The 26,764-nt window shown below is 62.9% G+C and carries 24 protein-coding genes and 1 riboswitch; of the genes, 8 read left to right on the forward strand and 16 right to left on the reverse strand.

Annotated features, from left to right (window positions below):
- Nucleotides 1–206 precede the first annotated feature (206 nt).
- Together ACOMDU_RS09420 and ACOMDU_RS09425 are read left to right on the forward strand one after the other, a co-directional pair.
- On the forward strand, nt 207–2,840 hold the full coding sequence (locus tag ACOMDU_RS09420) for a cation-translocating P-type ATPase (RefSeq protein WP_421130075.1): 2,634 nt from the start codon (nt 207–209) through the stop codon (nt 2,838–2,840).
- Nucleotides 2,837–3,409: a uridine kinase family protein gene (locus ACOMDU_RS09425; protein ID WP_421130076.1), complete on the forward strand. Its 573-nt coding sequence runs from the start codon at nt 2,837–2,839 to the stop codon at nt 3,407–3,409. The genes ACOMDU_RS09420 and ACOMDU_RS09425 overlap by 4 nt, the downstream gene beginning before the upstream one ends.
- A gap of 53 nt (nt 3,410–3,462) precedes the next feature.
- Here the strand turns inward: ACOMDU_RS09425 and ACOMDU_RS09430 are convergent, their stop codons facing one another.
- From ACOMDU_RS09430 to radC, 11 genes are all read right to left on the reverse strand, one after another.
- A complete protein-coding gene (locus ACOMDU_RS09430) occupies nt 3,463–4,653 on the reverse strand; it encodes a pyridoxal phosphate-dependent aminotransferase (protein ID WP_421130077.1) in 1,191 nt (396 codons plus the stop codon).
- Nucleotides 4,654–4,765: 112 nt separating this feature from the next.
- Nucleotides 4,766–5,797, reverse strand: a complete 1,032-nt coding sequence (gene mreB, locus ACOMDU_RS09435; protein WP_421130078.1) for a rod shape-determining protein — start codon at nt 5,795–5,797, stop codon at nt 4,766–4,768.
- Nucleotides 5,798–5,950: 153 nt separating this feature from the next.
- Nucleotides 5,951–6,625: a ComF family protein gene (locus ACOMDU_RS09440; RefSeq protein WP_022135309.1), complete on the reverse strand. Its 675-nt coding sequence runs from the start codon at nt 6,623–6,625 to the stop codon at nt 5,951–5,953.
- Nucleotides 6,615–8,831 (reverse strand): SF1B family DNA helicase RecD2, encoded by a 2,217-nt coding sequence (recD2, locus tag ACOMDU_RS09445; RefSeq protein ID WP_421130079.1) that lies wholly within the window; start codon nt 8,829–8,831, stop codon nt 6,615–6,617. Before recD2 ends, ACOMDU_RS09440 begins: the two co-directional genes overlap by 11 nt.
- A gap of 4 nt (nt 8,832–8,835) precedes the next feature.
- Entirely contained in the window at nt 8,836–9,168 is a 333-nt protein-coding gene (locus tag ACOMDU_RS09450) for a hypothetical protein (RefSeq protein ID WP_421130080.1), read from the reverse strand.
- A gap of 46 nt (nt 9,169–9,214) precedes the next feature.
- Entirely contained in the window at nt 9,215–12,040 is a 2,826-nt protein-coding gene (uvrA, locus tag ACOMDU_RS09455) for an excinuclease ABC subunit UvrA (protein WP_421130081.1), read from the reverse strand.
- Between the two features lie 79 nt (nt 12,041–12,119).
- Nucleotides 12,120–12,602, reverse strand: coding sequence for a Cys-tRNA(Pro) deacylase (gene ybaK / locus ACOMDU_RS09460; RefSeq protein ID WP_421130082.1), 483 nt, complete (start codon nt 12,600–12,602; stop codon nt 12,120–12,122).
- Nucleotides 12,603–12,623: 21 nt separating this feature from the next.
- Nucleotides 12,624–13,334, reverse strand: a complete 711-nt coding sequence (locus tag ACOMDU_RS09465; protein WP_421130083.1) for a TraX family protein — start codon at nt 13,332–13,334, stop codon at nt 12,624–12,626.
- On the reverse strand, nt 13,307–14,206 hold the full coding sequence (locus ACOMDU_RS09470; protein WP_421130084.1) for a DMT family transporter: 900 nt from the start codon (nt 14,204–14,206) through the stop codon (nt 13,307–13,309). The genes ACOMDU_RS09465 and ACOMDU_RS09470 overlap by 28 nt, the downstream gene beginning before the upstream one ends.
- 20 nt (nt 14,207–14,226) lie before the next feature.
- Nucleotides 14,227–16,191: an excinuclease ABC subunit UvrB gene (gene uvrB, locus ACOMDU_RS09475; RefSeq protein ID WP_421130085.1), complete on the reverse strand. Its 1,965-nt coding sequence runs from the start codon at nt 16,189–16,191 to the stop codon at nt 14,227–14,229.
- 12 nt (nt 16,192–16,203) lie between these two features.
- Entirely contained in the window at nt 16,204–16,878 is a 675-nt protein-coding gene (gene radC / locus ACOMDU_RS09480; protein WP_421130086.1) for a RadC family protein, read from the reverse strand.
- Nucleotides 16,879–17,134: 256 nt separating this feature from the next.
- On the opposite strand from radC, the gene ACOMDU_RS09485 reads away from it, so the two are divergent.
- Complete coding sequence (locus ACOMDU_RS09485; RefSeq protein ID WP_421130087.1) at nt 17,135–17,449, forward strand: DMT family transporter; 315 nt, start codon at nt 17,135–17,137, stop codon at nt 17,447–17,449.
- 37 nt (nt 17,450–17,486) lie between these two features.
- On the opposite strand, the gene ACOMDU_RS09490 is transcribed toward ACOMDU_RS09485, so the two are convergent.
- On the reverse strand, nt 17,487–18,107 hold the full coding sequence (locus tag ACOMDU_RS09490) for a trimeric intracellular cation channel family protein (RefSeq protein WP_022135319.1): 621 nt from the start codon (nt 18,105–18,107) through the stop codon (nt 17,487–17,489).
- A 288-nt stretch (nt 18,108–18,395) separates the two neighbouring features.
- Here ACOMDU_RS09490 and ACOMDU_RS09495 point away from each other — a divergent pair, with 288 nt between their 5' ends.
- From ACOMDU_RS09495 to ACOMDU_RS09515, 5 genes are all read left to right on the forward strand, one after another.
- On the forward strand, nt 18,396–19,289 hold the full coding sequence (locus ACOMDU_RS09495) for a LysR family transcriptional regulator (RefSeq protein WP_421130088.1): 894 nt from the start codon (nt 18,396–18,398) through the stop codon (nt 19,287–19,289).
- A 71-nt stretch (nt 19,290–19,360) separates the two neighbouring features.
- A riboswitch (M-box (ykoK) riboswitch) is annotated at nt 19,361–19,523 on the forward strand.
- A 79-nt stretch (nt 19,524–19,602) separates the two neighbouring features.
- Nucleotides 19,603–20,988 (forward strand): magnesium transporter, encoded by a 1,386-nt coding sequence (mgtE, locus tag ACOMDU_RS09500; protein ID WP_421130089.1) that lies wholly within the window; start codon nt 19,603–19,605, stop codon nt 20,986–20,988.
- A gap of 85 nt (nt 20,989–21,073) precedes the next feature.
- Nucleotides 21,074–21,268: a DUF1540 domain-containing protein gene (locus tag ACOMDU_RS09505; protein WP_022135322.1), complete on the forward strand. Its 195-nt coding sequence runs from the start codon at nt 21,074–21,076 to the stop codon at nt 21,266–21,268.
- A 42-nt stretch (nt 21,269–21,310) separates the two neighbouring features.
- Nucleotides 21,311–21,664, forward strand: a complete 354-nt coding sequence (locus ACOMDU_RS09510; RefSeq protein WP_421130090.1) for a TSUP family transporter — start codon at nt 21,311–21,313, stop codon at nt 21,662–21,664.
- Entirely contained in the window at nt 21,661–22,038 is a 378-nt protein-coding gene (locus tag ACOMDU_RS09515) for a TSUP family transporter (protein ID WP_421130091.1), read from the forward strand. The genes ACOMDU_RS09510 and ACOMDU_RS09515 overlap by 4 nt, the downstream gene beginning before the upstream one ends.
- Nucleotides 22,039–22,158: 120 nt before the next feature.
- On the opposite strand, the gene ACOMDU_RS09520 is transcribed toward ACOMDU_RS09515, so the two are convergent.
- From ACOMDU_RS09520 to spoIID, 4 genes are all read right to left on the reverse strand, one after another.
- On the reverse strand, nt 22,159–23,490 hold the full coding sequence (locus tag ACOMDU_RS09520) for a S1C family serine protease (protein ID WP_421130092.1): 1,332 nt from the start codon (nt 23,488–23,490) through the stop codon (nt 22,159–22,161).
- Between the two features lies 1 nt (nt 23,491).
- Entirely contained in the window at nt 23,492–24,955 is a 1,464-nt protein-coding gene (locus tag ACOMDU_RS09525) for a sensor histidine kinase (protein ID WP_421130093.1), read from the reverse strand.
- Nucleotides 24,956–24,957: 2 nt separating this feature from the next.
- Entirely contained in the window at nt 24,958–25,638 is a 681-nt protein-coding gene (locus ACOMDU_RS09530; protein ID WP_022135327.1) for a response regulator transcription factor, read from the reverse strand.
- Between the two features lie 161 nt (nt 25,639–25,799).
- Nucleotides 25,800–26,762, reverse strand: a complete 963-nt coding sequence (gene spoIID / locus ACOMDU_RS09535; RefSeq protein WP_421130094.1) for a stage II sporulation protein D — start codon at nt 26,760–26,762, stop codon at nt 25,800–25,802.
- Between the last annotated feature and the right edge of the window lie 2 nt (nt 26,763–26,764).

The raw sequence follows: 26,764 nt of genomic DNA on the forward strand, positions 1-26,764 counted from the left end.
CCGCAGCGCCGGTTTTGGCGCGGCGTGGCACACCGTCATCCCGGCGCGGCAGCGCCCGATGTGTCCTGAAAGAATGAGACTCATGCACAGACATAGCCTGTCCGTGCATGAGTTTTTTGTTGTCTTTTGGTTTATTTTCTGTTTCGCTTTTTGTTCTGCTTTTTTGCTTCAAATTATAAAACCATGATATAAAGGAGTAATAGACGATGGAAAAGGAATACAACCGCAGTCCGCAGGAGGTGCTGGAGGAGCTGGGCTCCTGTCCCACCGGTCTGACAGAGGCGGAGGCGGCTGAACGTCTGGCCAAGCACGGCCCCAATAAGCTGAAGGAGGCGGAGAAGCCCTCCCTGCTGCAGCGGTTCCTGGCACAGCTGAAGGACCCCATGCTGCTGATCCTGATGGCAGCGGCGGCGGTGTCCGCCGTGACCAACGCACTCAGCGGCGAGAGCTTCACCGAGGTGTTCATCATCCTGGTGGTGGTGCTGCTGAACGCGGTGCTGGGCGTGGTGCAGGAGAGCAAGGCCGAGGCGGCCATTGAGGCCCTGCAGACCATGACCGCCGCCAAGTGCAAGGTGCTGCGGGACGGCCACCAGGTGGTCATCGAGAGCAGCCAGCTGGTGCCCGGCGACGTGGTGCTGCTGGAGGCCGGCGATGCCGTGCCCGCCGACGGACGGCTGCTGGAGAGCGCCTCCATGAAGATCGAGGAGGCGGCGCTGACCGGCGAGAGCGTCCCTGTGACTAAGGCGGTGGGGCTGCTGACCGGAGACAACGTGCCCCTGGGCGACCGGAAGAATATGTGCTACATGGGCAGCACCGTGGTCTACGGCCGCGGCAAGGCGGTCATCACCGCCACCGGCATGGACACGGAGATGGGCAAGATCGCCGGTGTGCTGGCCCAGACGGAGCAGGAGCAGACGCCCCTGCAGCGCAAGCTGAATGAGCTGGGCAAGACCATGAGCAAGCTGGTGCTGGGCATCTGCGTGTTCATCTTTATCTTTGACCTGGTGGTGGCCGGCGAGTTCACGCTGGACACCGTGCTGAGCACGTTTATGGTGGCCGTTTCCCTGGCGGTGGCGGCCATCCCGGAGGGACTGGCCACGGTGGTGACGGTGGTGCTGAGCATCGGCGTGACCAACATGAGCAAGCAGCACGCCGTGATCCGGCGGCTGACGGCGGTGGAGACGCTGGGCTGCACCCAGGTCATCTGCTCCGACAAGACCGGCACCCTGACACAGAACAAGATGACCGTGGTGGAGCACACCGGCCCCACGGAGCTGCTGGCCACAGCCATGGCGCTGTGCAACGACGCCGCGCTGGAGGAGAACGGCGCCATCGGTGAGCCCACGGAGGCGGCGCTGGTGAACTTTGCCGCTGCCCAGGGGCTGAAGAAGCCTGTGCTGGAGAGCCGCCAGCCCCGCTGCGGCGAGGCCCCCTTTGACTCCGGCCGGAAGATGATGTCCACCATCCACCGCACAGACAACGGCTTTATTCAGTACACAAAGGGCGCGCCGGACGAGGTACTGCGCCGGTGCACCAGCTATACGGAAAGCGGGCAGATCCTGCCCCTGACTGAGGAAAAGCGCACCGCCATTCTGGCGGAGAACAAGGCCATGGCCGACAAGGCCCTGCGGGTCCTGGCGGCGGCGGAGCGCCTGTACGACGCGCTGCCCGACCGACAGGAGCCGGAGGACCTGGAGCAGGACCTCTGCTTCATCGGTCTGGCGGGCATGATCGACCCCATCCGCCCGGAGGTCAAGGCCGCCGTGGCCGAGTGCCGCGCCGCGGGCATCCGCCCGGTGATGATCACCGGCGACCACAAGGATACCGCCGTGGCCATCGGCAAGGAGCTGGGCATCATCACCGACGCCAGCCAGGCCGTTACCGGCAGCGCGCTGGACAGCCTCACCGATGAGGAGCTGGACAAGGCGGTGGAGAAGTACAGCGTCTATGCCCGGGTGCAGCCGGAGCATAAGGTCCGCATCGTCAACGCCTGGCGGCGCAAGGGCGCCATCACTGCCATGACCGGCGACGGCGTCAACGACGCGCCCTCCATCAAGTCTGCGGATATCGGCGTGGGCATGGGCATCACCGGCACGGACGTGACGAAAAACGTGGCGGACATGGTGCTCAGCGACGACAACTTCGCCACCATCGTCACCGCCGTGGAGGAGGGCCGCCGGATCTATGACAACATACGCAAGGCCATCCAGTTCCTGCTGGCCAGCAACATGAGCGAGGTGCTGGGCGTGTTCTTCGCCACGCTGCTGGGCTTCACACTGCTGAACCCGGTGCACCTGCTGTTTATCAACCTGATCACCGACTGCTTCCCCGCCCTGGCCCTTGGTCTGGAGAAGGGTGAGCCGGATACCATGACCCGCCCGCCCCGGGACAGCAAGGACGGCATCTTCGCCGGTGGCCTGGGCTTTGACATCCTGTATCAGGGCGTGCTGATCACGATCATCACCATGACCTCCTACATCATCGGGCACTGCATGGAGGTGGGCTATTTTGAGATGCCCAAGGGCGTGTCCGACGACGGTATGACCATGGCCTTCCTGACCATGAGCATGTGTGAAATCTTCCACAGCTTCAATATGCGCTCCCAGCGCAAGAGCGTGTTCTCGCTGCCCAGCCACAACAAGGTACTGTGGGGCGCGATGATCGGCTCGCTGGCTCTGACAACACTGGTGCTGGAGGTGCCCGTCATCGCCAACGCTTTCGGCTTCACCCCCGTCAGCTGGACGGAGTACGGCGTGGCCCTGGCTCTGGCCTTCCTGGTCCTTCCGGTGGTGGAGCTGGTGAAGCTCATCCAGCGCCGCGCCGCCCGGAGGGCGAAATGACCCCTGCTGACTACGACCGCCTGCTGACGGTTATCCGGGCGCTGCTGGACCGGCAGACGCGGGTCATCGCGGCCATCGACGGCCGCTGCGGCGCCGGGAAAAGCACGCTGGCGGCACAGCTGCAGGCGCAGCTGTCCTGCCGGGTGTTCCACATGGACGACTTCTTTCTGCGCCCGGAGCAGCGCACCGCCGCACGGCTGGCACAGCCGGGCGAAAACGTGGACCACGAGCGCTTTCTATCGGAAGTGCTGCAGCCGGCACTGCGCGGTGAGGCGGTCACCTACCGCCCCTTCCGCTGTGCGCGGCAGGCGCTGGACGAGCCGGTGACGGTCCCGGCGGCGCGCCTGACCATCGTGGAGGGCGCCTACGCCTGCCATCCGGCCCTGTGGGACAGCTACGACCTGCGGGTATTCCTTACCGTGGACGCTGCCGAGCAGCTCCGCCGCATTGAAGCCCGCAGCGGCCCGGAGAAGCTCCGGATGTTCCGGGATCGCTGGATCCCGCTGGAGGAGGCCTATTTCGCCGCCTTTGACCTGCCCGCACGCTGCGATATGGTGCTGAAGGGATAAGATACGCAAAAAAAGAAAGCCCAAAAGGGCTTTCTTTTTTTGCGTATATCAGTTTACCGGGCGTTGTAGGCGGCGATGCCCTTGGCCAGCAGGTCCATGGCGCGCTCCAGGTCCGCCTGCTTCAGCACATAGGCGATGCGGATCTCGTTCTTGCCCTTGCCGGGGGTGCCGTAGAAGGGTTCGCCGGGGGCGAACATCACGGTGTCGCCGTTGTCCTCGAACTCCTCCAGCAGCCACTTCTGGAAGGCATCGGCATCGTCCACAGGCAGGGCGGCCATGATGTAGAAGGCGCCGCGGGGGCACTCGCAGACCATGCCGGGTATCTCGTGCAGCTTATTGACCACCGTATCGCGGCGGCGCTTGTACTCCTCACGGACGGCGGCAAAGTAGTCGGGGCCGACGGTGTACAGCGCAGCGGCGGCCACCTGGTCCAGCGTGGGCACGGACAGACGGCACTGGGCGTACTTCATGGCCTGGGCCATCAGCTCCTTGTTGCGGGAGATCATACAGCCGATGCGGGCGCCGCAGGCGGAGAACCGCTTGGAGACGGTGTCGATGACGATGACGTTCTCGGCCGCGTCCTCGAACTGACCCATGGATTGCAGAGGCTCGCCGGCGTAGACGAACTCGCGGTAGGCCTCGTCGCCGATGATGAACAGGTCGTGGGCCTTGGCCACGTCCACCAGCATACGCATCTCCTCCGGCGTCAGGACGGCGCCGGTGGGGTTGCCGGGGTTGGTGACCATGATGGCGCGGGTGTGCTCGTTGATCTCCGCCTCGACCTTGGCGCGGTCGGCGTAGTGGTAGCCGTCGTGGGGAGAGGTGGGGATGGGGTGGATCTTCGCGCCGCAGGTGTAGGCCATGGTGTTGTAGTTGGGATAGAAGGGCTCGGGGATGAGGATCTCATCGCCGTCATCCAGGATGCAGTTCATGGTGATCTGCAGCGCCTCGCTGCCGCCGTTGGTGATGAGGATATCACCGGCATCGAAGTGCATACCCAGATCGGCGTAGTACTTGCGGATGGCCTCGATCAGCTCCGGGATGCCGGGGGACGGGGCATAGGCCAACACCGGCAGGTCAAAGTGCTTCACCGCATCGAAGTACGCCTTGGGCGTCTCGATATCCGGCTGGCCGATGTTCAGATGATAGATCTTCCTGCCCTTGGCCTCGGCCGCCACCGCGTAGGGGTGGAACTTCCGCATGGGGGACAGGCCGCATTTCAAGACCTTGCTGGAAAACTTCATGGTGGTTCCTCCTTATCTCGTTCTCGTGTATCGTAATAGTAGCGCTTTTTCGTGGAAGTTGCAAGAGCAACTTGAGAAAAAGGCCGCCCTTTGGCGGCCTTCTGTATTGTGCTTAGCTCATCTGCTTGCGGCGGCTCAGGTTCACGGTGCCGTCGGTCATGGAATTCAGGGAGTCCAGGCTGCGGCCGGTGCCCTCGGCCACGCAGGAGATGGCGCCCTCGGCCACCACGGTGTGGATGCCGGTGCGGGCCTCGATCAGCTTGTCAAAGCCGTCCACCAGGCTGCCGCCGCCGGTCATAACGATGCCGTTGTTGGAGATGTCGGCCACCAGCTCGGGCGGGGTGCGCTCCAGCACGCCGTGGACCGCCTCGAGGATGCGCTCTACCGGCTCCTCGAATGCCTCCAGCATCTCGGTGGAGCTGACGTTGATGACCTTGGGCAGACCTGTCACCAGGCAGCGGCCCTTGATCTCGATGGACGTCTCCTGCTCCTTGGGGAAGACACAGCCGATCTGCATTTTCATCAGCTCGGCGGTGCGCTCGCCCACCAGCACGTTGTGCTTGCGGCGCATATACTTGACGATGGCCTCGTTGAACTGGTCGCCGGCCACCTTGATGGAGGCGCTCTCCACCACGCCGGAGAGGGAGATGACGGCGATGTCGCTGGTGCCGCCGCCGATATCCACCACCATGTGGCCGTCGGGCTTGGAGATGTCGATTCCGGCGCCGATGGCCGCGGCCACAGGCTCCTCGATCAGATACACGCGGCGGGCGCCCGCCTGGATGCCGGCGTCCACCACGGCACGCTCCTCGACCTCGGTGATGCCGGAGGGCACGCAGATGATGACGCGGGGCTTGAACAGCTGGAAGCCGCCCACCACCTTGTGCAGGAACTCGCGGAGCATACGCTCGGTCATGTCGTAGTCGGAGATCACGCCCTCTCGCAGGGGGCGGATGGCCACGATATTGCCGGGGGTACGGCCCAGCATGGCCTGGGCCTCGGCGCCCACCTTCAGCAGCTTGCCGGTATTCTTGTCAATGGCCACCACGGACGGCTCGTTCAACACGACGCCCTTGCCCTTTACGTACACCAGTACGGAGGCGGTGCCCAGGTCGATGCCGATATCTTTTGCAATGGAACACATACTACTGCACCTCTATCTTGTCTTTCGTTTCGGGCGGGTGCGCCCGTTACCCTCTGATTTATCTATTATACCGATTGAGAAAGAATATTGCAACTGCGAAATGAAAATCGCGGTATTTTCTGTATTCTATACGGAAACGCCGAAGTCCATACCTCAATTATCACGGGCCATGGCCAGCGTCAGGCAGACCACGTCCGCCGCCCCGGCGGCCTTCAGCACCCGGACGCACTCGGTGAGCGTGGCGCCGGTGGTGATGATGTCGTCGATGAGCAGGAAGCGCTTTCCGGCGATGGCGTCCGGGTCCACCGGCTCGTAAGCGCCCAGCACATTGGCCCGGCGCTCCGCCGGGTCACCGATACCGGACTGGGCCGGGTTGTCCCGCACCTTACGCAGTGTCTCCTGCGGCTCCGTGTGCCAGTCCACGCACAGGCTGGCGCACAGCATACGCGACTGGTCGAAGCCACGCTTTTTCAGGCGCTGTTTGCTCACCGGCACCCAGGTGACGGCATCGAAGCGGTCGGCGTAGACCTCCGCCGCCTTTTCGGCCATCAGCACACCGTAGGCGTTCAGGTCCTCGATGCGCCGCTTGAATTTGAAGGCCAGAAGGGCGTCGCGGACGCGGCCCTCGTAATACAGCGGCGCGGCACATTCGCCGAAGGTGCCGGTGCGTACCTTATCGCACCGGGGCAGCGACGCCTTGCACGCCTCGCACAGCAGCTCCCGGCCCGCCACGCGCCCGCAGAAGGGGCACTTGCGGGGGAAAAAGAAGTCCAGCAAGCCCCGCTGGGCCTTGTCCAATGCGTCGTTGATACTACCGTTATTGCTCATGGTATCCCTCCTTCAGTCGGCGGCGCAGGCCGCTGTACCGGCGCTGCTGCTTGTTGTTGGCGGCCATCTGGGCCAGAACGGCGTCGTCCCCGGCGAGGATAAGCAGCCTGCGGGCACGGGTGATAGCGGTGTACAGCACGCCGCGCACCAGCAGCGACGGCGCGGCGGACGCCGCGGCCAATATCACCGCCGGATACTCGCTGCCCTGGGATTTATGTACGGTGACGGCGTAGGCCATATCCAGCTGGCTCAGCAGGTCAGCGGTGTACACCGCCGTGCGGTCGTCAAACCGCAGGGTGATGAGCTCGCCGCCGGGGTCGATGTCCTGAATAACGCCCACGTCGCCGTTGAAAATACCGCTGCCGCCGGAGCCATCCTCCTTCTCCCACAGCACATCGTAGTTGTTCCGGGTCTGCATGACCCGGTCACCCACCCGGAACGTCATGTCGCCCCACTGCTTTTGGCGCTTACCGCGCTCCGGCGGGTTCAGCGCCGCCTGCAGGGCCCGGTTCAGCGCCGCCGTACCGCAGGGGCCCTTTCGGGTGGGGGAGAGCACCTGTATCTGCTCGGCGGGAATACCCATGTTTTTGGGCAGGCGGTCGCGGCACAGCTCCACCACCGTCTGCACCAGACGATCCGGCGCGCGGCGGCGCAGGAAGAAGAGGTCGCCGCTGCCGCTGTTCTCCAGCGGCGGCAGCTCGCCGCGGTCCACGGCGTGGGCGGCGCGGATGATGGCCGACTGCTCCGCCTGACGGAACACCTGGGTCAGGGACACCGCCGGCACCACACCGCTGCGGAGCATATCCCCCAGCACGCTGCCGGGGCCTACGGAGGGCAGCTGGTCCGGGTCGCCTACCAGCACCAGGCGGCTTCCCGGCCGCATGGCCTCCAGCAGGGAGCGCATCAGCTCGATATCCACCATGCTCATCTCGTCCACGATGACAGCGTGGACCTCCAGCGGATCCTGTGCGTTCTTCTTAAAGGCCGTCTGGCCGGTGAGCTCATTGTAGCTCATGCCCAGGGCACGGTGGATAGTCTGGGCCTCCCGGCCCGTCACCTCGCCCAGGCGCTTGGCGGCGCGGCCGGTGGGCGCCAGCAGCGCCACATCCAGGCCCATATGCTCGTACAGAGACACGATGCCCCGCAGAGACGTGGTCTTGCCGGTACCGGGGCCGCCGGTCAGCAGCAGTATACCGCCCTGGGCCGCCAGACACACCGCCTGCCGCTGCAGAGGCGCATAGGCCACGCCCTGTTCCTTTTCAATGTCATCGATGACCTTCTCCGCCCGGGGCAGCACCTCCACCGGCGTCCGCACCAGCGACAGCAGGCGCTCCGCCACGAAGGTCTCCGCCTGGTACAGCCGGGGCAGATAGCAGCCCTGCACCCCGGCGATGGTCTTTTCCACCACGCCGAAGCCCTCGATAAGCTTGTCCAGCGCCAGCTCCAGCTCGTCCGGCGTCACGGCCAGCATCTGCGACGTGGCGAAGAGCAGCTTCTCGCGGGGCAGGAACACATGGCCGTTGGCGGCGTTGTGCTCCAGCTCATAGGTCAGCGCCGCCCGCAGGCGGCAGGGATCGTCCCCGCCAAAGCCCAGGCTGATGGCGATCTCGTCCGCTATGGAAAAATCCACCCCGTACTGGGCCCGGGACAGGATATACGGATCGTCCCGCAGGGCCTGGATGGCTCCGTCGCCGTAGGTGCGCTGAAGGGGCATGGCCAGATACACCGGCAGGTCATACCGGGCCAGGAACTCCATCAGCTGGCGCAGGCCCGTCAGCGCACGGAAAGCGTCGGACAGCTCCTTCGCTCTCTGGGCGGTGATGCCCTTGATGCACCGCAGGCACTCCGGCTCCCGCTCGATGACCAGCAGGGTGTCCGCGCCGAAGCGCTCCACCAGCCGCTGAGCGGTGGCGGGACCAATACCCTTGAGGATGCCGGAGGACAGGTAGGCGATCATGTCCTCCTCACGCTCCGGCATCCGGCGCTCCACGCTCTCGGCGGTGAGCTGGCTGCCGTGGACGGGATGGACGCTCCACACGCCGGTGACGGTCATGCCTTCGCCGGCGGCGGCACAGGGGATACAGCCCACCACGGTGACAGGCTCCTCCTCGCCCTCCACGGTCAGCAGCAGCACGGTATAGCCGTTCTCCTCGTTATGAAAGATGACGTTTTCTACGGTGCCCTCCACGGTCACGCGCTCGCCCATCGGCTCACCTCCCCTGTTCGGCGGTATCTTCCTCTGTATAGTACGCCGCCAGCTCCTGGGGCGTCAGCAATTTCGTGTTCATATCGGACAGCAGCGCCGCGGCGCGGCGGCCCTCGTCGGTCAGTCCGCAGTCCACCAGCAGCACCGGCAGACGGCGGCTCTGGGCCAGACGGCGCAGCGTCACATCCAGTCCCGTCCCGTCTCCGGAGACCCGGACCAGATACACCGCGTCCACCGGGCGCTCACGCCACAGCAGCAGCGACGCCGCCAGCCATATCAGCGCCGTGACGCCGATGGCCGCCAGCGCGGCGACCACGCCGTCCTGTAAAAGCTCCATGCAGCCACCCCCCCTGCCCTATCCTATGCGGCAGGGGAAAGGCCGGTCACTTCAGGTATTTTTTCAGATACTGGCCGGTGTAGGACGCCGGGCAGGCGGCGATCTCCTCCGGCGTGCCGCAGGCCACCACCGTACCGCCGCCCACGCCGCCCTCCGGGCCCAGGTCGATGATATAGTCGGCACACTTGATCACGTCCAGGTTGTGCTCAATGACCAGCACCGTATTGCCGCCGTCGGTGAGCCGCTGGAGCACCTCCAACAGCTTCCGCACGTCATCGGCGTGGAGGCCGGTGGTGGGCTCGTCCAGAATATACACCGTCCGCCCTGTGGCGCGGCGGCTCAGCTCCGTGGCCAGCTTGACGCGCTGGGCCTCGCCGCCGGAGAGGGTGGTGCTGGGCTGGCCCAGCTTCACATAGCCCAGCCCCACATCCCGCAGGGTGGTCAGCTTGTCACAGATGGCGGGCACGGCGGAGAAGAACTCCCACGCCTCGTCCACGGTCATATCCAGCACGTCGGCGATGTTTTTGCCCTTGTAGCGGACCTCCAGCGTCTCGCGGTTATAGCGCTTGCCACGGCAGATCTCGCAGGGAACGTACACGTCCGACAGGAAGTGCATCTCGATCTTCAGCATACCGTCGCCGCCGCAGGCCTCGCAGCGGCCGCCCTTGGTGTTGAAGGAGAACCGGCCCGGGCCGTAGCCCCGGGCCTTGGCGTCCGGGGTGGAGGCGAACAGATCGCGGATCAGGTTGAACAGGTTGGTATAGGTGGCCGGATTGGATCGGGGCGTCCGGCCGATGGGGCTCTGGTCGATGGCAATGACCTTGTCCAGCTGCTCCATGCCCTCGATGGCGTCGTGCTTGCCGGGGCGCACCTTCATGCGGTTCAGCTGGGCACCCAGCGCCTTGAACAGCACCTCGTTGATCAGAGAGGATTTTCCGCTGCCGCTGACGCCGGTGACACAGGTGAACGTCCCCAGAGGGATGGACACGTCGATATGCTTCAGGTTGTTCTCCCGGGCGCCGCGGACGGTCAGCAGCCTGCCATTGCCCCTGCGGCGCTGTGCCGGCAGGGGGATGGTGCGTTTGCCGCTGAGATACTGGCCCGTCAGGCTGTTGGGGTTCGCCATGACTTCCTCCGGAGTGCCGCAGGCCACCACCTGCCCGCCCAGGGCACCGGCGCCGGGACCGATGTCAATAAGGTAATCGGCGGCGCGCATGGTGTCCTCGTCATGCTCCACCACGATGAGGGTATTGCCCAGATCGCGGAGGCGCTGCAGCGTGGCCAGCAGCTTGTCGTTATCCCGCTGGTGCAGGCCGATGGAGGGCTCGTCCAGGATATACAGCACGCCCATGAGGCTGCTGCCGATCTGGGTGGCCAGGCGGATACGCTGGCTCTCACCGCCGGACAGGGTGCCGGAGGCACGAGAGAGGGTCAGATAGCTCAGGCCCACGGACTGCAAAAAGCCCAGGCGGGCGTGGATCTCCTTCAGGATCTGGGCGGCGATGATCTGCTGATTGCCGGTCAGGTCCAGATGGTCGAAAAAGGCCAGGGCATCGTCCACCGGCAGGGTAGTGGCGTCGTAGATGGACTTGCCGCCCACGGTGACGGCCAGCGCCTCCGGCCGCAGGCGCTTACCCTGGCAGGCCGGGCAGGGACAGGGGGTCATCAGGCCCTCGATCTCCTTCTTGCTGGCATCGGACTGGGTCTCCTGATACCGGCGCTCCAGGTTGTTGCAGATCCCCTCGAAGGCCTGGTACAGCACACCCTTGCCACGGGGCTGGTCATAGTGGAGCTCCAGCTTTTCGCCGCCGGTGCCGTAGAGGATAACGTTCTTCACCTCGTCGCTTAGGCTGTCGTAGGGCTGGGTCAGAGAGAAGCGGTATTTCTTACTGAGGGCCTCGAAGTACATACGACTGATGCCGTCGGACCGGATGGAGGCCCAGCCGGTGGCAGTAATGGCGCCCTCCAGGATGGATTTGCTGCCGTCGGGGATGATGAGGGCCGGATCAGCCTTTAATTGCAGGCCCAGGCCGGTGCAGGTGGGGCAGGCGCCAAAGGGACTGTTGAAGGAGAACAGACGGGGCGTCAGCTCCTCGATGGAGATACCGCAGTCGTCACAGGCGTAGTTCTGGGAGAAGGTGATATCTCTCTCCTCCCGCAGCAGGTTGACGGTGACGAGGCCATTCGCCAGGTTGGAGGCCGTCTCCACTGAGTCGGTCAGCCGGCCTGTGATGTCCGGGCGGACGATCAGTCGGTCCACCACGATGTCGATGCGGTGCTTGAGGTTCTTCTCCAGAGAGATGTCCTCGGAGAGTTCGTACATATTGCCGTCCACCCGGGCCCGGACGAAGCCGGACCGGCGGGCATCCTCCAGCACCTTGGCATGCTCGCCCTTGCGGCCGCGCACCACCGGGGCCATCACCTGGATACGGGTGCCCTCGGGCAGGGCCAGTATCTGGTCGATGATCTGATCCACCGTCTGGCGGCGTATCTCCTTGCCGCAGTGGGGGCAGTGGGGCGTGCCCACCCGGGCCCACAGCAGACGCAGATAGTCGTAGATCTCCGTCACCGTGCCCACCGTGGAGCGCGGGTTCTTGCTGGTGGTCTTCTGGTCGATGGAGATGGCCGGGGACAGGCCCTCGATGTAATCCACGTCGGGCTTGTCCATCTGCCCCAGGAACATACGGGCGTAGGAGGACAGGCTCTCCACATACCGCCGCTGGCCCTCGGCATAGATGGTGTCAAAGGCCAGGGAGCTTTTGCCGGAGCCGGAAAGGCCCGTCAGCACCACCAGCTTATCCCGGGGGATGGTGACATCGATGTTCTTCAGATTGTTCTCCCGCGCACCCTTAATGAAAATTTCAGTCTGCATGGTATGCCTCATTTCTGCAACATATGGTTGCAGATAAGTGTAGTGAAATCAATTTTTAATGTCAACAGCGAAACAATTTTTATACGATCACGTCAGCCGTTTTCGCCCGCAGGAGGGCGATGAGGGCGTTGGGATCGCACTCCACCTGGTGGCCGATCTTGCCCGCGCTGACGCAGATGGCGCCATACAGCGGTGCCGTCTCGTGGAACACGGTGGGAAACTGCTTTTTCATGCCCACCGGGCTGCACCCACCGTGGACATAGCCGGTCAGGGGCAGCAGCTCTTTCTGTGGCAGCATCGCCACGGACTTCTCCCCCACCGCCTTGGCGGCCTTTTTCAGGTCCAGGTTCTCGGCCACAGGGATGTCGAACACATAGTATGCCCCGCTGGCCCCCTTTGTCACCAGCGTTTTGAACACCTGCTCCGGCGGCTGGCCCAGTATCTGCGCCACGGACACGCCATCGATGGGGCCATCCGGGTCGTAGCTGTGGGCGGTGTAGGGTATTTTCTTCTGATCCAGCGTCCGCATGACGTTGGTTTTTTCTTCTTTGTTCTTTGCCATAGGGCCAGCCTCCTTATCTGTTTACACATACAGGGCGATCAGGGACAGTATCAGGATATGCACGGGGTAAAAGGCGTAAAAGCCGTACTGCACCACCGGGTTGGAATAGCCTCGACGACCATTGTAGAGCCAGAGGGGCAGCAGTGCCGCCAGCGACCACAGCTCGATGGACACGCCGCCCATAATGCCGATGCTGAACACCGCCAGTCCCACCGCCTGCGCCGTTCGCTTCACGACGGTGCCGCAGGACACGCGGCGGACACCGTAGAACAGCACCACCAGCAGCATACCCCAGCCCCGATAGTCCGTCCCAGCCAGCTCCAGCAGGCAGAATGCGGCGGCCACGGCCGCGCCGGTGAGCAAAAAGGCCGCCGGCGTTTTCTTTCGCAGCGCCCAATCGACGCACCAGCAGATCAGCGCACCGGCCAACAGCGTCCACAGCACGTTCTGGGAATAGGGATACCATACCGTGCCGCCCACCATCAGGTCGAAGGGGACTTCGGACAGCAGGGCAAACGCCAGCAGCCGCAGGGCGTATTTCCTCCGATCGCGGGTATAGACGCAGCCCTCGGCGATGAGAAAGCAGAAGATGGGAAAGGCGAGCCGCCCGATGCAGCGCAGCCACAAAACCGTTGGGAACAGCGTGTGCCCCATGTGGTCAATGAACATGGTGCAGGCGGCGATGAGCTTCAGGTGAAAGCCGTTCAGGACTTGACAGGTTTTTCTTCGCATTTTTTATCTCCATTGGCCAGCAGGATCACGCAGCCGAACACGCAGGCCATACCCAGCACCGTCCACACGGTCAGCGCCTCCTTGAACACAAACACACCTACAAGGGTCTCCACCACCGGCTCGATGTTGGTAATGATCGAGGCGCGGCCGCTTTCCACGCCCTCAAGCCCCTTCGTATAGAAGATGTAGGGCAGCACCGTGGCCACGATCACCACACCGCACACGCCCACGATGCCCTGCGTGCCGGAAAAGGCCAGCGGCAGCGTCTCGAAGTCCGCGAAAAATACCGAGCCAAGCCCCGCCACCAGAAATGTCCAGTAGATCATGGTATAGCTCTCGTAATGGGCCAGACCGTAGTGGGCAAACACCGTATAGCTGGCGTAGCACAGGCCGGACAGCACGCCCAGGCCGATACCCGCCCAGGAGGCGGTCATATCGCCGCCGATGATGCCGCTGACCATCACGCATCCCAGCAGGGACACCACCAGGGCGATGAGCTTGCGCTTCGTCAGCGGTGTCTTCCACAGCACGGCGCTGAAAATGACCACAAAGGACGGGGCCAGATACAGCAGCACCGCCGCCACCGACAGGGAACACATGGTCTGGCACTGGAAGTAGACCAGGCTCAGCGTCAGGATGCTGAGCAGTCCGGAGCACAGGAAAATGGGCAGATGCTTCAGCTTGATGCGGAACACCTGACGGTGGAACAGGGCGAACACGATGGTCAGGATCACCAGCGTGCCGAAGTTCCGGATGAACACCCGGTTGCCCAGCGATACGCCCACCTCCGTGAGCATACGGTTGGAAAAACCGATAAAGCCCCAGCACACGGCGCTGAGGATCACGTAGATATAGGAAAGGTACTTTTTCATAGGTCGTTTCTCGGTTCGGTTTATTTCTCCCCCCGCAGCTCAATGATCTGGTCACGCAGCAGGGCGGCATATTCGAATTCCAGCATACGGCTGGCCTCTTTCATTTCCTTCTCCAGACGTGCGATGGTCTCAGCTCGCTCACGGTCGGAAAGCTTCTTCTTCGACAGCTTGGAGGCCTCCTCGGCGCTGTGGCTGATCTCCACCATCTCGCGGACACTCTTGCGGATGGTCTGCGGGATAATGCCGTGGGCCTTGTTGAAGTCGTCCTGCAGCTTCCGTCGGCGCTCCGTCTCGTCCATAGCGGCCCGCATGGAGGGGGTAACGGTATCGGCGTACAGGATGACCAGACCCTCGGCGTTGCGGGCGGCGCGGCCGATGGTCTGGATCAGGCTGGTCTCGCTGCGAAGGAAGCCCTCCTTGTCGGCGTCCAGAATGGCCACCAACGACACCTCCGGCAGGTCCAAGCCCTCACGCAGCAGGTTGATACCCACCAGCACGTCGAACTCGCCCAGACGCAGGTCGCGGATGATCTCCATGCGCTCCAGGGCCGACACGTCGGCGTGCATATACCGCACCTTGATACCCAGCCCACGGAAGTGGGCGGTCAGGTCCTCGGCCATTTTCTTGGTGAGGGTGGTCACCAGCACGCGCTCGTTCCTCTCCGCCCGGGCGTGTATCTCCGCCACCAGGTCGTCGATCTGGCCCAGCACCGGGCGGACCTCCACTCTGGGGTCCAGCAGGCCGGTCGGTCGGATGACCTGCTCCACGATCTGGTCCGCCTGCTGCTTTTCAAAGTCCCCGGGGGTGGCGGAGACGAACACCGCCTGAGAAAAGCGCTCCTCGAACTCCTCGAACTTCAGGGGGCGGTTATCAAAGGCGCAGGGCAAGCGGAAGCCGTAGTCCACCAGGCTCTGCTTGCGGGCATGGTCGCCGTTGTACATAGCCCGCACCTGGGGCAGGGTCACATGGCTCTCGTCCACGAACAGCACGAAATCCTCCGGGAAGAAGTCCAGCAGCGTCATGGGCGCGCTGCCCACAGGACGCTGAGAGATGACCCGGGAATAGTTTTCAATGCCGGAGCAGTAGCCCAGGGTACGCATCATCTCCACGTCGTAGCGGGTACGCTGGTCGATGCGCTGGGCCTCGATGAGCTTGCCGTTGTCCTCGAACCACTTTTTGCGCTCCGCCAGCTCGTGCTCTATCTCTTTGGCGGCGCGCTCCAGCTTGTCCTTGGGCGTGACGTAGTGGCTGGCGGGATATACCGCCACGTGCGTCAGCTGCTTCAGGGCCGCGCCGGTGACCGGATGGAACTCCGTGATACGCTCGATCTCGTCACCGAAGAACTCCACACGGATGGCCCGGTCCTTATAGTAGGCGGGGTACAGCTCCACCGTGTCGCCCCGTACCCGGAACACATTGCGCTGGAAGGCCACATCGTTGCGCTCGTAGCGGTCCTCCACCAGCCGCCGCAGCAGCTCGTCGCGCTCCAGTGTCATGCCGGTCCGCAGGGAGATCATCATGCGGGCGAAGTCATCCGGCTCGCCCAGGCCGTAGATACAGCTGACCGACGCCACCACGATCACGTCCCGCCGCTCCAGCAGCGCGCAGGTGGCGGACAGCCGCAGGCGGTCAATCTCCTCGTTGGTGGAGGCGTCCTTTTCAATATAGGTGTCCGTCTGAGGCACGTAGGCCTCCGGCTGGTAATAGTCGTAGTAGGAAACGAAATACTCCACCGCGTTGTTGGGGAAGAATTCCCGGAACTCCTCGCACAGCTGGGCGGCCAGCGTCTTGTTATGGGCCAGCACCAGCGTGGGCCGGTTGACACGCTCGATGACCTTGGCCATGGTGTACGTCTTGCCGCTGCCGGTGACGCCCTTGAGCACTTGCGCGCGCAGGCCGTTTTCCAGGCCCTGCGCCAGCTTATCGATGGCCTGGGGCTGGTCGCCGGCCGGCTGGTATTCAGAAACGACTTTCAGATCAGGCATGGTATCCTCCGTTCATCGCGCCAGCAGGCCGCTTTCCGCCATGGAGACATAATCGCTGTCAGCCACCACCACGTGGTCGGCCAGGCGAATATTCAGCGGCGAGAGCGCCTCCTGTATCTGCCGCGTCACCAGCAGATCCTGCTGGGAGGGCAAAGCCACGCCGCTGGGGTGGTTGTGGGCCAGGATAATGCTGCTGGCGCCGGCATACAGGGCATTCTCCACTACCTGGCGCACGCTGACCGGCGAAGCGGCCACGCTGCCCTTGCTGATGCAGCGGCAGGTCAACAGCTTGCCCTTGGCGTCCAGGCAGACCTGGTAGAGCATCTCCTTCTTCTCCCCCGCCAGCAGCTCCATGAAGTACGCGCCGGTGCGGTCAGGGGAGTTCAGCACCTTCTGGGGCAGGGACGAGCACCGGGCCCGCAGGGCCATGTCGCCGACCAGCCGCACCAGCACGGCGGCGTTTTCTCCCACGCCTTCTACGGAGGTCAGCTCCTCCGGCGCGGCGTGGAGCACCCCCTGCAGCGAGCCAAAGCGCTGGATGAGCCGGTGGGCCGTCTCGTTGGTGTCCTGCCGGGGGATGGCGTAGAACAGCAGCAGCTCCAGCAGCTGGTGATCCTCCAGTCCCTCCGCACCCAGCGCCAGATACCGGCGTTTGCTGCGCTGGCGATGCCCGTCGTGCAAGCCCATGATGACCCCTCCCCTCCTGCGGCTAAAACTGTAAATTCTCGACAACATAGTATACCACATATCTCCATGTGTCACAAGTTGTTTTTTCGAACATTTGTTGCGGTGCAGGATCGCTTGACTTTGTGGCGGCGGCGTGGTATAGTACCTGTGCTGTCCGCCGCCACCGGGTGACGGGCAGGCGTTCGCGGGCGCGCCGTTAGGTCTTAGAAGGTGCGTCCTGTGGGCGCGTTTTTTGTTTTTGGAGGTAATAATCGGTATGGCGTGGGTATATCTTTTCATCGCAGGCGGGCTGGAGGTATTCTGGTCTACGTTTCTGAAACTGTCTGAGGGCTTTACAAAGCTGTGGCCGTCGGTATGGGCAGTCGCGGGCATGATCGCCAGCTTCTTTTTCCTGTCACAGGCCACGAAGACGCTGCCCATGGGCACCGCCTACGGTATCTGGACGGGTATCGGCGCCCTGGGCGCCGTCATCGTGGGCATTCTGGCCTTCCAGGAGCCTGTCACTGTCCCGCGGCTTATTTTCGTGGGGCTGCTGCTCGTCGGTATCGTCGGGCTGAAGCTCACCGCATAACAGCAAAAAAGACCGCTTTCGCGGTCTTTTTATGTGTTTACGCTTTCGGCAGGCTCCAGCGGAATACCGCGGCACAGAGCCGCAGCACCACCGTCAGCGCGCAGCCTGTCAGCAGCGCCAGGTTCTCTCCGGCGCTCCACAGCAGCATACATGCCGCCGCGCCGGCCAGGGACGCGCAGGCGTAGATATGCTTGGTGAAAATGTAGGGGCGCTCCATACAGCACAGGTCACGCAGAACACCGCCGCCCACGCCGGTGAGCATACCCACCAACAGCGTCAGGAACACATTGCCGCCCAGCCCGGCCCGGACGGCCACCGCCGCACCGTGGACGGAGAAGATCCCCAGACCGATGGAGTCCGCCACCAGCAGCAGTGCCTCCCAGTTCCGGTGATCGCCCTCGGGGTGAAAGCGCTTCCACACCAGAAACACCAGCAAGGACGTGGCGATGGCCACCAACGCCTGCAAGGGGTCGCGCAGCGCGGCGGGCGGCGTGATACCCAGCAGCAGATCCCGCAGGATACCGCCGCCCACGGCAGTGGTCATGCCCATCATGGCCACGCCGAACAGGTCCATATGCTTCTTCACCGCCAGGGCTGCGCCGGAAATGGCGAAGGCCACCGCGCCGATCAATTCAAAATAAAACTGAAAACCGGGCATCGTTATCCCTCCTGTGTACAACAGCATTACCATACCACGTCCGCAGGGAAAAATCTACCCCTAAACAGCCCGAAAGGACAGGCTGGAAAAACCTGTCCTTTTTTATCGGGTATTAGGGGGGAGAAATAGGGAAATAGGAAGAAAGAAAGAATCAAAATAGCGTGCTGTTTAGGGAACCAGCGGTGTTCCCTGAACACATCCGTATCATAGCACGGATATCCGCACTTGTAAAATTGATTGTTTTCGTGTAAAATATCAACGAAAATTTATATTTTAGGAGACGGTAGTATGACCAACCTGGATATCGAGACATTCTGGGCGGTGGTACAGCATGGCACCATGACGGCCGCGGCGGAGGCGCTGTACATCACCCAGCCCACGCTGTCCATGCGGATACGGGCGCTGGAGGAACGGGTAGGCGCGCCGCTGTTCGTGCGGGGTAAGGGCCAGCGGCGCATCACGCTGACGGCGGCGGGCCAGAAATTTCTGACGCTGGCCCAACGCTGGCAGCAGCTGCTCTCGGAGACGGAGACGCTGGCGGAGCTGGAGCAGCGCGCCTACCTGCGTATCGCCGCCACCTACACCACTAACCAATACATCCTGCCGCCGGTGTATAAGCGCTTTCTTGCCCTGCGGCTGCCGGTATCCCTGTGGATCCACACCCTGCGGGATGTGGATATCACCCAGGCGCTGCTGAGCCATGAGCTGGACTTTGCCTTTATTGACAGCAACACGGTATTTGACGACCGGCTGACGGTATGTCCGGCCTTTCGGGAGCCGTTTCTGCTGCTGTCGCCGCCGGACAGCCACTACCCGGAGGAGGTGGACCCGGCCTCGCTGGACGTAGCCGAGGAACTGTTGGTCACCTGGGACCCGGAGTTCATCCGCTGGCACGACCGGTGGTTCGGCACGGGTGCGCGGCCCCTGCTGTACGCCGACACCCTACAGGCGGCGGATTTCCTGCCGCCCACCGAGGGCCGCTGGATGGCGGCCCCGGCCATCGCCGCCGCGTCGCGCATCGGAAAGAGCGCACGGGTATGCCGCTTTACCAGCCCGCCGCCGGACCGGGTGAATTATCTGGTGACGCGAGCGGGCGAACCGCTGACACCGCCGGCCCTGCGATTTTTGCAGGAGTTGAAGGGCCACCTGTTGGCGCAGGACAATGTGCAGGTGTACCTGTAAAGAAAAATAGCAGGAATGACAAGAAAACGCCTTGACAGGCCGACGATTTTGGCATAACATAGATATGTTGAATAGGATCCGGTAGGTAAGGCTACCGCGAGGGATACGGACTGCTGCCGCGAAGTGGTGGAGACACCATCAGAGGGTTTGAGCAGGTGCCATCGAAAGCAAGGTGGCATCTAATGCAGTTTCACCGCCCCGCGATGCTAAAGCTTGTAACGGTGCAGAACAGGGCGCATTGGCGCACTTTGCGGCACGCAGCAGGCTACTGCCTGCTGCGTATTATTATTTTACCGGAAGGGAGGGAACAGGTTTGATCGATTATCAGGAGGAACTGGAGCAATACAAGGAACGGATCGATGAGCTGGCTACGCAAAAACGCTACGCCGAGCTACGGGACCTGTTCCTGCCCATGGAGCCGGCGGATATTGCCCTGCTGCTGGAAGAGGGCAAGCAGGAGCAGATGCCCCTGCTGTACCGTCTGCTGCCCAAGGAGACGGCGGCAGAGGTATTCGTGGAGTTGGAGCCGGAGAGTCAGGAGATGCTGATCAACGGCTTTTCCAACACGGAGCTGACCGAGGTGCTGGACGAGCTGTATCTGGACGACGCGGTGGACATCGTGGAGGAAATGCCCGCCAGTGTGGTCATCCGTATTCTGGACAAGGCCACACCGGAGATGCGTAAATCTATCAATGAAATACTGAAATACCCGGAGGACAGTGCCGGCTCCATTATGAACATGGAGTTCCTGTCCCTGAAGAAGGACATGACGGTGGAGGACGCCTTCAAGCGCATCCGCCGTATTGGCGGCGAGCTGGAGACCATCAACATCCTGTACGTCACCGATCCCACCCGGCACCTGCTGGGCGTGCTGTCGGTCCGCGACCTGCTGCTGGCAGAGGAGGACGACCTGATCGAGGAGATCATGGACCCGGACGTGGTGTGGGCCAAGACCACGGACGATAAGGAGGACGTGGCCCAGGCGCTGAGCAAATACGACTTCCTGGCCATGCCCATCGTGGACCTGGAAAAGCGGCTGGTGGGTATCGTTACCGTCGACGACGCTATGGACGTCATCGAGGAGGAGACCACGGAGGACTTCGAAAAGATGGCGGCTATGCTGCCCTCGGACAAGCCGTACCTCCGTACCGGCGTTTTCGCCACCTGGAAGGCCCGCCTGCCCTGGCTGATGGTGCTGATGCTGTCGGCCACATTCACAGGTATGATCCTGAACCACTACGAAAACGCGCTGGCAGCCTGCCTGGTACTGAACGCCTATATCCCCATGCTGTCCGGCACCGGCGGTAACTCCGGTACGCAGGCCAGCGTGGCGGTGATCCGCGCCTTGAGCCTGGACGAGGTGGACTTCTCGGACGTACTCCGGGTACTGTGGAAGGAGCTGCGGGTCTCGCTGCTGTGCGGCGTGTGCCTGGCCGGGGCCAACTTCGTGAAGATGCTGCTGGTGGATCGGCTGCTGTTGGACAACGCGGCGGTAACGCCGCTGGTGTGTCTGGTGGTGTGCCTGACCATTCTGTTCGTGGTGGTGTTCGCCAAGTGCGTGGGCTGCTCCCTGCCGCTGCTGGCGGAAAAGGTCGGTCTGGACCCCGCGGTGATGGCCAGTCCCTTCATCTCCACCATCGTGGACGCCACCAGTCTGCTGATCTATTTCAGCTTCGCTTCGGCGCTTCTCGGCATATAAAAAATGTGCATATCCGCCTGCGCTCCGGGCAAAAATAGAGTCAAGCCTTCGGGCTTGACTTTTTATTTTTCAGGGAGGAAACACCATGAACAGAGCCTGTACCAACGACGGGTGCGCCTGCACCCCCAACGCGTCCATCAAGTGCACCGTCACCAACTGTGCCCACCACTGCAAGGACGTGGACAACTGCGGTCTGACCGCCATTCAGGTGGGCACCCACGAGAGCCGCCCCACCATGGACCAGTGCACCGACTGCCAGAGCTACCAGAAGTGCCAGTAACCCCCGCGCCCGGATGGGCGCATACATAAAGGAGGCGGCACAATGCAGGCAAAGACAAAATATGCCCTGTCCGGCACGGCGGCAGGGCTGGTGAACGGACTGTTCGGCGGAGGCGGCGGCATGGTGCTGGTGCCCCTGCTGAACGGCTGGTGCGGTCTGGCTGGCAAGCAGGCCTTCGCCACCTGCGTGGCGGCCATACTGCCCCTAAGCGCCGTCAGCGCGGCAGTATACCTGCTGCGGCAGCCCTTCGACTGGGCCTCCGCGCTACCGTACCTCATCGGCGGACTGGCAGGCGGGCTGGTGGGCGGACGGCTGTTCCGCCGGGTCAGCGTCACATGGCTGCGGGGACTGTTCGCCGCCTTTCTGCTGTACGGCGGCGTGAGGTATATCCTGTGAAAAGTTGGCTGATACCAATGGCTGCGGGGTTCGGCGCCGGCATCCTGTCCGCCTGGGGCGTGGGCGGCGGGACCCTGCTGCTGTTGGTTATGACGCTCATTTTGGGTGTTCCGCAGCAGCAGGCCGCCGCGGTCAATCTGCTGTACTTCCTGCCTACGGCGGCCATGGGCGTCATCGCCCACAATCGGAACGGGCTGCTGGAAACGGAGGCGCTGAAATCCGCTATCCCCTGGGGCACAACGGCTGCGGCGGCCGGTGCACTGGCAGCGACGGCGGTGGACACAGCGGTACTGCGGCGGCTGTTCGGGGCATATCTGCTGCTGGCGGCCGCCGGCAGCCTGCGGCAGCTGTGGCAGGAACGAAGGCGAAAATAGCCGCAAATTCCGGCAATAAAATGTATACTATTTGTTTATTATCTGTAAATATCCGTCGTTTTGCGGTGTAAAACAGGGACAAGGCCATGGCCTTGTCCCTGTTTCTGCGCTGTAAAGTGATCATCCCTCCACCGGGTAGAGGACGACCGTCACATCAAAGGTCTGTCTGTCACGCCGGATAGTGAGCACGACGCTCTCGCCCACGATGTGGGTCCGGCGAACGGCCAGCAGATCGGTGTTGGTGCTGACGCCTATACCGTCCGCCGCCAGAATTACGTCGCCCTTCTGCAGCCCCGCTTCCTCGGCGCCGAAGTTTTCCGTGACGGAATCGATCACCGGGTGGGTCGTACCGTCGGCAAATTCCGTCTCCTGCACGTAGACGCCGATCGAGGGCAGGCCGTGGAAGCCTCCGGTGGCGATGATATCATTGATGACAGATACCACACGGCTGGACGGGACGGCAAAGCCCAGGCCCTCCACCGTGGCAGAGATGTCGGACAGGGTGTTGCTCATCTTTAGTGTGTTGATGCCGATGACCTGGCCGTACTCATTGATCAGCGGGCCGCCGGAGTTGCCGTTGTTCAGGGCAGCGGTGGTCTGGAGCAGCGTCATCACGCGGCCCTCCATGGTGACGGGACGGTCGATGGCGGAGATGATGCCCTGGGTCAGTGTGCCCCGCAGCTCAACGCCCAGCGGGTTGCCGATGGCGTAGACCGTATCGCCCACCTGGCATTCCTCACTGTCGCCCAGCGGCGCAGTGGGCAGACCGGAGGCGTTCACCGCCTTCAGCAGCGCCAGATCCTCGGTGCTGGAAAAGCCCACCAGCTCCGCCTCGTAGCGGTCGCCGTTGTACAGCGCCACCAGCGCGTTCTGCCCGCCGGCGATCACATGGGCGTTGGTGACGATATAGCCGTCCGCCGTCAGGATGACCCCGGTGCCGACGCTGGCCTTTTCGCCCAGGTCGGTGAGCACCAGCACCGTGGCGGGGTTTACCTGCTGATAGACCTGCTGGATAGTCAGCTTCTCCTCCCCTGCCTTTTCGCAATAAAAGCGCAGATCGGGGTCCGTGTCTGCCCGGGGGATGGTGGGCACATCGCTCTGGAAGATATCCACGATACTGCTGGCATCGTGATCGCCGTCGTCGAAATCGCCGCCGTAGCCATCCGAATTGCCGCCCCGCAGGGCGGAGACGATGGCCACTCCCAGCACCACGCCTACCAGCACGGCCAGGATGACCAGAAACGTCCACAGGCCCTTGCGGCTGCGGCGCTTCTCCTGCCGGACAGCCTTGGGCGCCGCGGCAGCGGGCATGGGGCCCGGCTGCACATAGCAGCCCGTGATCTCCTGCCCCTCGTCCGGACGGACATACCAACTGACGACCTCGTCCGGCTCCAGCTCCGGGGCAGGAGCCGCCGGATCGGGCGTCAGCGGCGTGTTGTTTTCATCATACATATTAGAGCACCTCTCGGGGCGCGCCGTGCGCCATCTGCATGGTAAAGGTAAAGGCCGTTACACCGTCCTGACTGGTGACGGTGATCTGCTCCTTGTGCTGGGCCAGGATGGTCTTGACGATATACAGTCCCAGGCCGTAACCGTCCTTGTCCTCACTGCGGGACTTATCGGACTTGTGGAAGCGCTCGAACAGCAGCGGTATCTCCTCCGCCGGAATGGTGGAGCCCAGGTTGCGGACGGTGACATAGGCCTTCTCGCCGTTGACCGCCAAACCCAGATACAGCTGGGAGCCAGGGGTGGCGAATTTGGCCGCATTCTCCAGCAGGTTGTAAATAACCTGGGTGATCAGGTCCCGGTCGCCCTGGACCATGACGGAGTCCTCGGGGATCTCCGCGTCCACGTCCAGCCCACGGTCCGTGATTTTCTTCTCCATGGACAGCAGGGCAATACGGGCGGACTCACAGAGATCAAACTCCTCCTTCTTCATCTCCTTGTTCTGTATCTGGGAGATATCCAGCATACGCCGCACCAGGCGGCTGAGACGGCGGCTCTCGTCGGAGATGATCTGAAGATACTGGCGCTCCTTCTCCGGCGGGATGGTGCCGTCCAGAATACCGTCGGTGTAGCCGGCGATGGTAGTCATGGGGGTCTTCAGCTCATGGGACACATTGGCGATAAAGTCCCGGCGCTGGCGCTCCGTCTCCTGCAGGGAGTCGGCCATGGCATTGAAGGCCGCCGCCAGCTCACTGATCTCGCCGCAGTCACCGGTCTCCTGCATCCGTACATCGAAATCGCCGCCGGCATAGGCACGGGTGGCCTTGACCATCTCGGTCAGGGGCTGTATCTGCCGCATGGAGGTGACAAAGCTGGCCACGAACGCCAGCAGCAGGATAATGGCGCTGGTCATAAAGAACAGGGCGATGAACGAGCGCCACATCTGCATGAGCTCGGCGCTGTTCATCACCGCCAGCACCAGGCCCAGAGTGTTGCCGTCCGCGTCTGTCATGGGCACGCCCACCACGAACTGCTTTTTCTCATATACGCCCACGGTGCTGCGGCCCTCGTACAGTCTCTCGCTGCCCAGCACCGTTTGGGTAATGTCCTCGGGGACAACGACGGTCTTTCCGGCCAAATCGGCATCCGTCGTCAGCAGGACGCTGCCGGTGGTGTCGCAGATCAGGAAGTCCACGTCCGTCATCCGGGAGGCCACGCCGGCCAGAGAGCGCAGCGCGTCCCCCTGGTCACGCTCGGCGTCATCGCCGGCGGTAAAATAGTCCACGGACAGCTGCGCCACCAGCACCGCCCGGTCCTGCATCTCCTGCCGCTTCTCCGAGACGGTGTAGTTATAGCTCAGCGCGTAGAAGGACACGCCCAGCAGGGCCATGGTCAGCACCACCATACCGGCGGTGAGCATAAACTGCCGCCAATACAGGCTGCCGGTGATACGTTTGATCCTCTCGCCCATGCTTACTTCACTTCAAACTTATAGCCCACGCCCCAGACAGTTTTCAGCTCCCACTGGTCCGAGACGTTTTCGATCTTCTCCCGCAGGCGCTTGATGTGCACGTCCACGGTGCGGCTGTCGCCGAAATAGTCAAAGCCCCAGACCTCGTCCAGCAGCTGGTTGCGGGTATAGACCCGGTTGGGCGTGGCCGCCAGATGATACAGCAGCTCCAGCTCTTTGGGGGGCGTGTCCACCTTCTTGCCGTCCACCAGCAGCTCATAGCTGTCCAGATTGATGACCAGCTTGTCGAACACCAACTTTTTCTTGGTATCGTCGGGTATCTCGCTGCGGCGGAGCACGGCATTGATTCGGGCCATGAGCTCCTTCATCTCGAAGGGCTTGACCAGATAGTCGTCCGCGCCCATCTCCAGTCCGGTGATGCGGTCGCCCACGTCGCTCTTGGCGGTGAGCATAATGATGGGCGTCTTGCCCTTCTCGCGGATATGGGCGCATACGCCCCAGCCGTCCACCACGGGCAGCATGATATCCAGCAGCACCATGTCGGGGGCCTGCTTGTCGTACTCCTCGATGGCCTTGCCGCCGTCATAGGCGCTGCGGACCTCGAAGCCCTCCTTCTCCAGGTACATACGGATCAGATCGGATATATTGCGGTCATCCTCGACCACCAGAATGTTGCGTGCCATAGGCGCTCTCCTCCCGGTACATATCGTTGGGTATATCTTACATCCTGCGGGGCAGGCTTTTCCTGAACAATTTGTGAATATCCCGCATAATTTATAGATTATACCACGTTTTTGCCCGCTTGTCACGCATTTCTGCACCCCAGTCGGCCCCTCGGCCGATGTCACCCCGCCGGTCCGATGGTCACGCCGGTATAATACCACGCCAGTATCTCCTGCCAGGTCTTCCCCGCCTTTGCCAGCTGCTCCGCGCCGTACTGGCTCATGCCCACGCCGTGGCCGTAGCCAGTGACGCGGAACGTAACGCTCTCCGCATCCGCCGTCAGGGTAAAGCAGGCCGAGCGCAGGGAAAAGATGCGGCGCATCTCCGTGCCCTCGATGTCCGTACCGCCCACGGAGACGGTCTCTACCCGGCCGGAATCATTCTCCGTCACTGCGCCGAACCACATCTCCGGCGCGCCGGTAAGTTTTATCTCCGGGTGGGCCGCCAGCAGACGGTCTTTTGCCTCCGCCGCGGTGAAGGTCACGGTGCTGTAATAGTTGGGCACGGTGTCGGCACTCTCCGGGCTGGCGACGCTGGCCAGATAGGGCAGGTCACCGGACCAGACATCCCCGGCCGCGGCGGTCCTGCCCGCCGAGGATGAGTGGAACACCGCCAGGATCGGTTCCCCGTCGTAGAGGGCCACCAGACCGTCCGTGTCCGCCACAGCCTGGACGACGCGGGTGTTCCAGGGAGCAAAGTCGGCGGCCCACTTTTCCTTTGCGGCTGTCTCGGAGAGATAGGCGCTGCAGCAGGTATGGTCCGTACAGAAGTCGGCGTCGGGATGCGCGTCCTTGCGGCCCTGCGCCAGCTGATAATAGACATAGGTGCGCTCGGCCGCGGCCTGGGCCTTCAGCGCCTCCATCTCAAAGGAAGCGGGCATCTCGCCGCGGACCACGCCCACAAGGTAATCCCGCAGCGTCATCCGCTCCGCCGCCTCCCCGGTTTTTATGGTCAGCACGACCTCCCCGTCCCCCTGTGCCTGCGGTTCTTCAGGCGGAAGCTCGTCCGATTCCTGGACAGTGAGGTAGGCGCCGCCGAAGAGCAGCACCATTAGAATAAGGGCCGCCGCCGCGCTTTTTTTCATGG

It is taken from the genome of Vescimonas sanitatis, assembly GCF_049060325.1.
GTDB classification, from domain to species: domain Bacteria; phylum Bacillota; class Clostridia; order Oscillospirales; family Oscillospiraceae; genus Vescimonas; species Vescimonas sanitatis.

Excerpts from the sequence above, each read along its gene's own strand:
- ACOMDU_RS09420 (WP_421130075.1), top strand. The coding sequence starts at position 207 with ATGGAAAAGGAATACAACCGCAGTCCGCAGGAGGTGCTGGAGGAGCTG.
- ACOMDU_RS09425 (WP_421130076.1), top strand. The coding sequence starts at position 2,837 with ATGACCCCTGCTGACTACGACCGCCTGCTGACGGTTATCCGGGCGCTG.
- ACOMDU_RS09430 (WP_421130077.1), bottom strand. The coding sequence starts at position 4,653 with ATGAAGTTTTCCAGCAAGGTCTTGAAATGCGGCCTGTCCCCCATGCGG.
- mreB (WP_421130078.1), bottom strand. The coding sequence starts at position 5,797 with ATGTGTTCCATTGCAAAAGATATCGGCATCGACCTGGGCACCGCCTCC.
- ACOMDU_RS09440 (WP_022135309.1), bottom strand. The coding sequence starts at position 6,625 with ATGAGCAATAACGGTAGTATCAACGACGCATTGGACAAGGCCCAGCGG.
- recD2 (WP_421130079.1), bottom strand. The coding sequence starts at position 8,831 with ATGGGCGAGCGCGTGACCGTGGAGGGCACCGTAGAAAACGTCATCTTT.
- ACOMDU_RS09450 (WP_421130080.1), bottom strand. The coding sequence starts at position 9,168 with ATGGAGCTTTTACAGGACGGCGTGGTCGCCGCGCTGGCGGCCATCGGC.
- uvrA (WP_421130081.1), bottom strand. The coding sequence starts at position 12,040 with ATGCAGACTGAAATTTTCATTAAGGGTGCGCGGGAGAACAATCTGAAG.
- ybaK (WP_421130082.1), bottom strand. The coding sequence starts at position 12,602 with ATGGCAAAGAACAAAGAAGAAAAAACCAACGTCATGCGGACGCTGGAT.
- ACOMDU_RS09465 (WP_421130083.1), bottom strand. The coding sequence starts at position 13,334 with ATGCGAAGAAAAACCTGTCAAGTCCTGAACGGCTTTCACCTGAAGCTC.
- ACOMDU_RS09470 (WP_421130084.1), bottom strand. The coding sequence starts at position 14,206 with ATGAAAAAGTACCTTTCCTATATCTACGTGATCCTCAGCGCCGTGTGC.
- uvrB (WP_421130085.1), bottom strand. The coding sequence starts at position 16,191 with ATGCCTGATCTGAAAGTCGTTTCTGAATACCAGCCGGCCGGCGACCAG.
- radC (WP_421130086.1), bottom strand. The coding sequence starts at position 16,878 with ATGGGCTTGCACGACGGGCATCGCCAGCGCAGCAAACGCCGGTATCTG.
- ACOMDU_RS09485 (WP_421130087.1), top strand. The coding sequence starts at position 17,135 with ATGGCGTGGGTATATCTTTTCATCGCAGGCGGGCTGGAGGTATTCTGG.
- ACOMDU_RS09490 (WP_022135319.1), bottom strand. The coding sequence starts at position 18,107 with ATGCCCGGTTTTCAGTTTTATTTTGAATTGATCGGCGCGGTGGCCTTC.
- ACOMDU_RS09495 (WP_421130088.1), top strand. The coding sequence starts at position 18,396 with ATGACCAACCTGGATATCGAGACATTCTGGGCGGTGGTACAGCATGGC.
- ACOMDU_RS09505 (WP_022135322.1), top strand. The coding sequence starts at position 21,074 with ATGAACAGAGCCTGTACCAACGACGGGTGCGCCTGCACCCCCAACGCG.
- ACOMDU_RS09510 (WP_421130090.1), top strand. The coding sequence starts at position 21,311 with ATGCAGGCAAAGACAAAATATGCCCTGTCCGGCACGGCGGCAGGGCTG.
- ACOMDU_RS09520 (WP_421130092.1), bottom strand. The coding sequence starts at position 23,490 with ATGTATGATGAAAACAACACGCCGCTGACGCCCGATCCGGCGGCTCCT.
- ACOMDU_RS09525 (WP_421130093.1), bottom strand. The coding sequence starts at position 24,955 with ATGGGCGAGAGGATCAAACGTATCACCGGCAGCCTGTATTGGCGGCAG.
- ACOMDU_RS09530 (WP_022135327.1), bottom strand. The coding sequence starts at position 25,638 with ATGGCACGCAACATTCTGGTGGTCGAGGATGACCGCAATATATCCGAT.
- spoIID (WP_421130094.1), bottom strand. The coding sequence starts at position 26,762 with ATGAAAAAAAGCGCGGCGGCGGCCCTTATTCTAATGGTGCTGCTCTTC.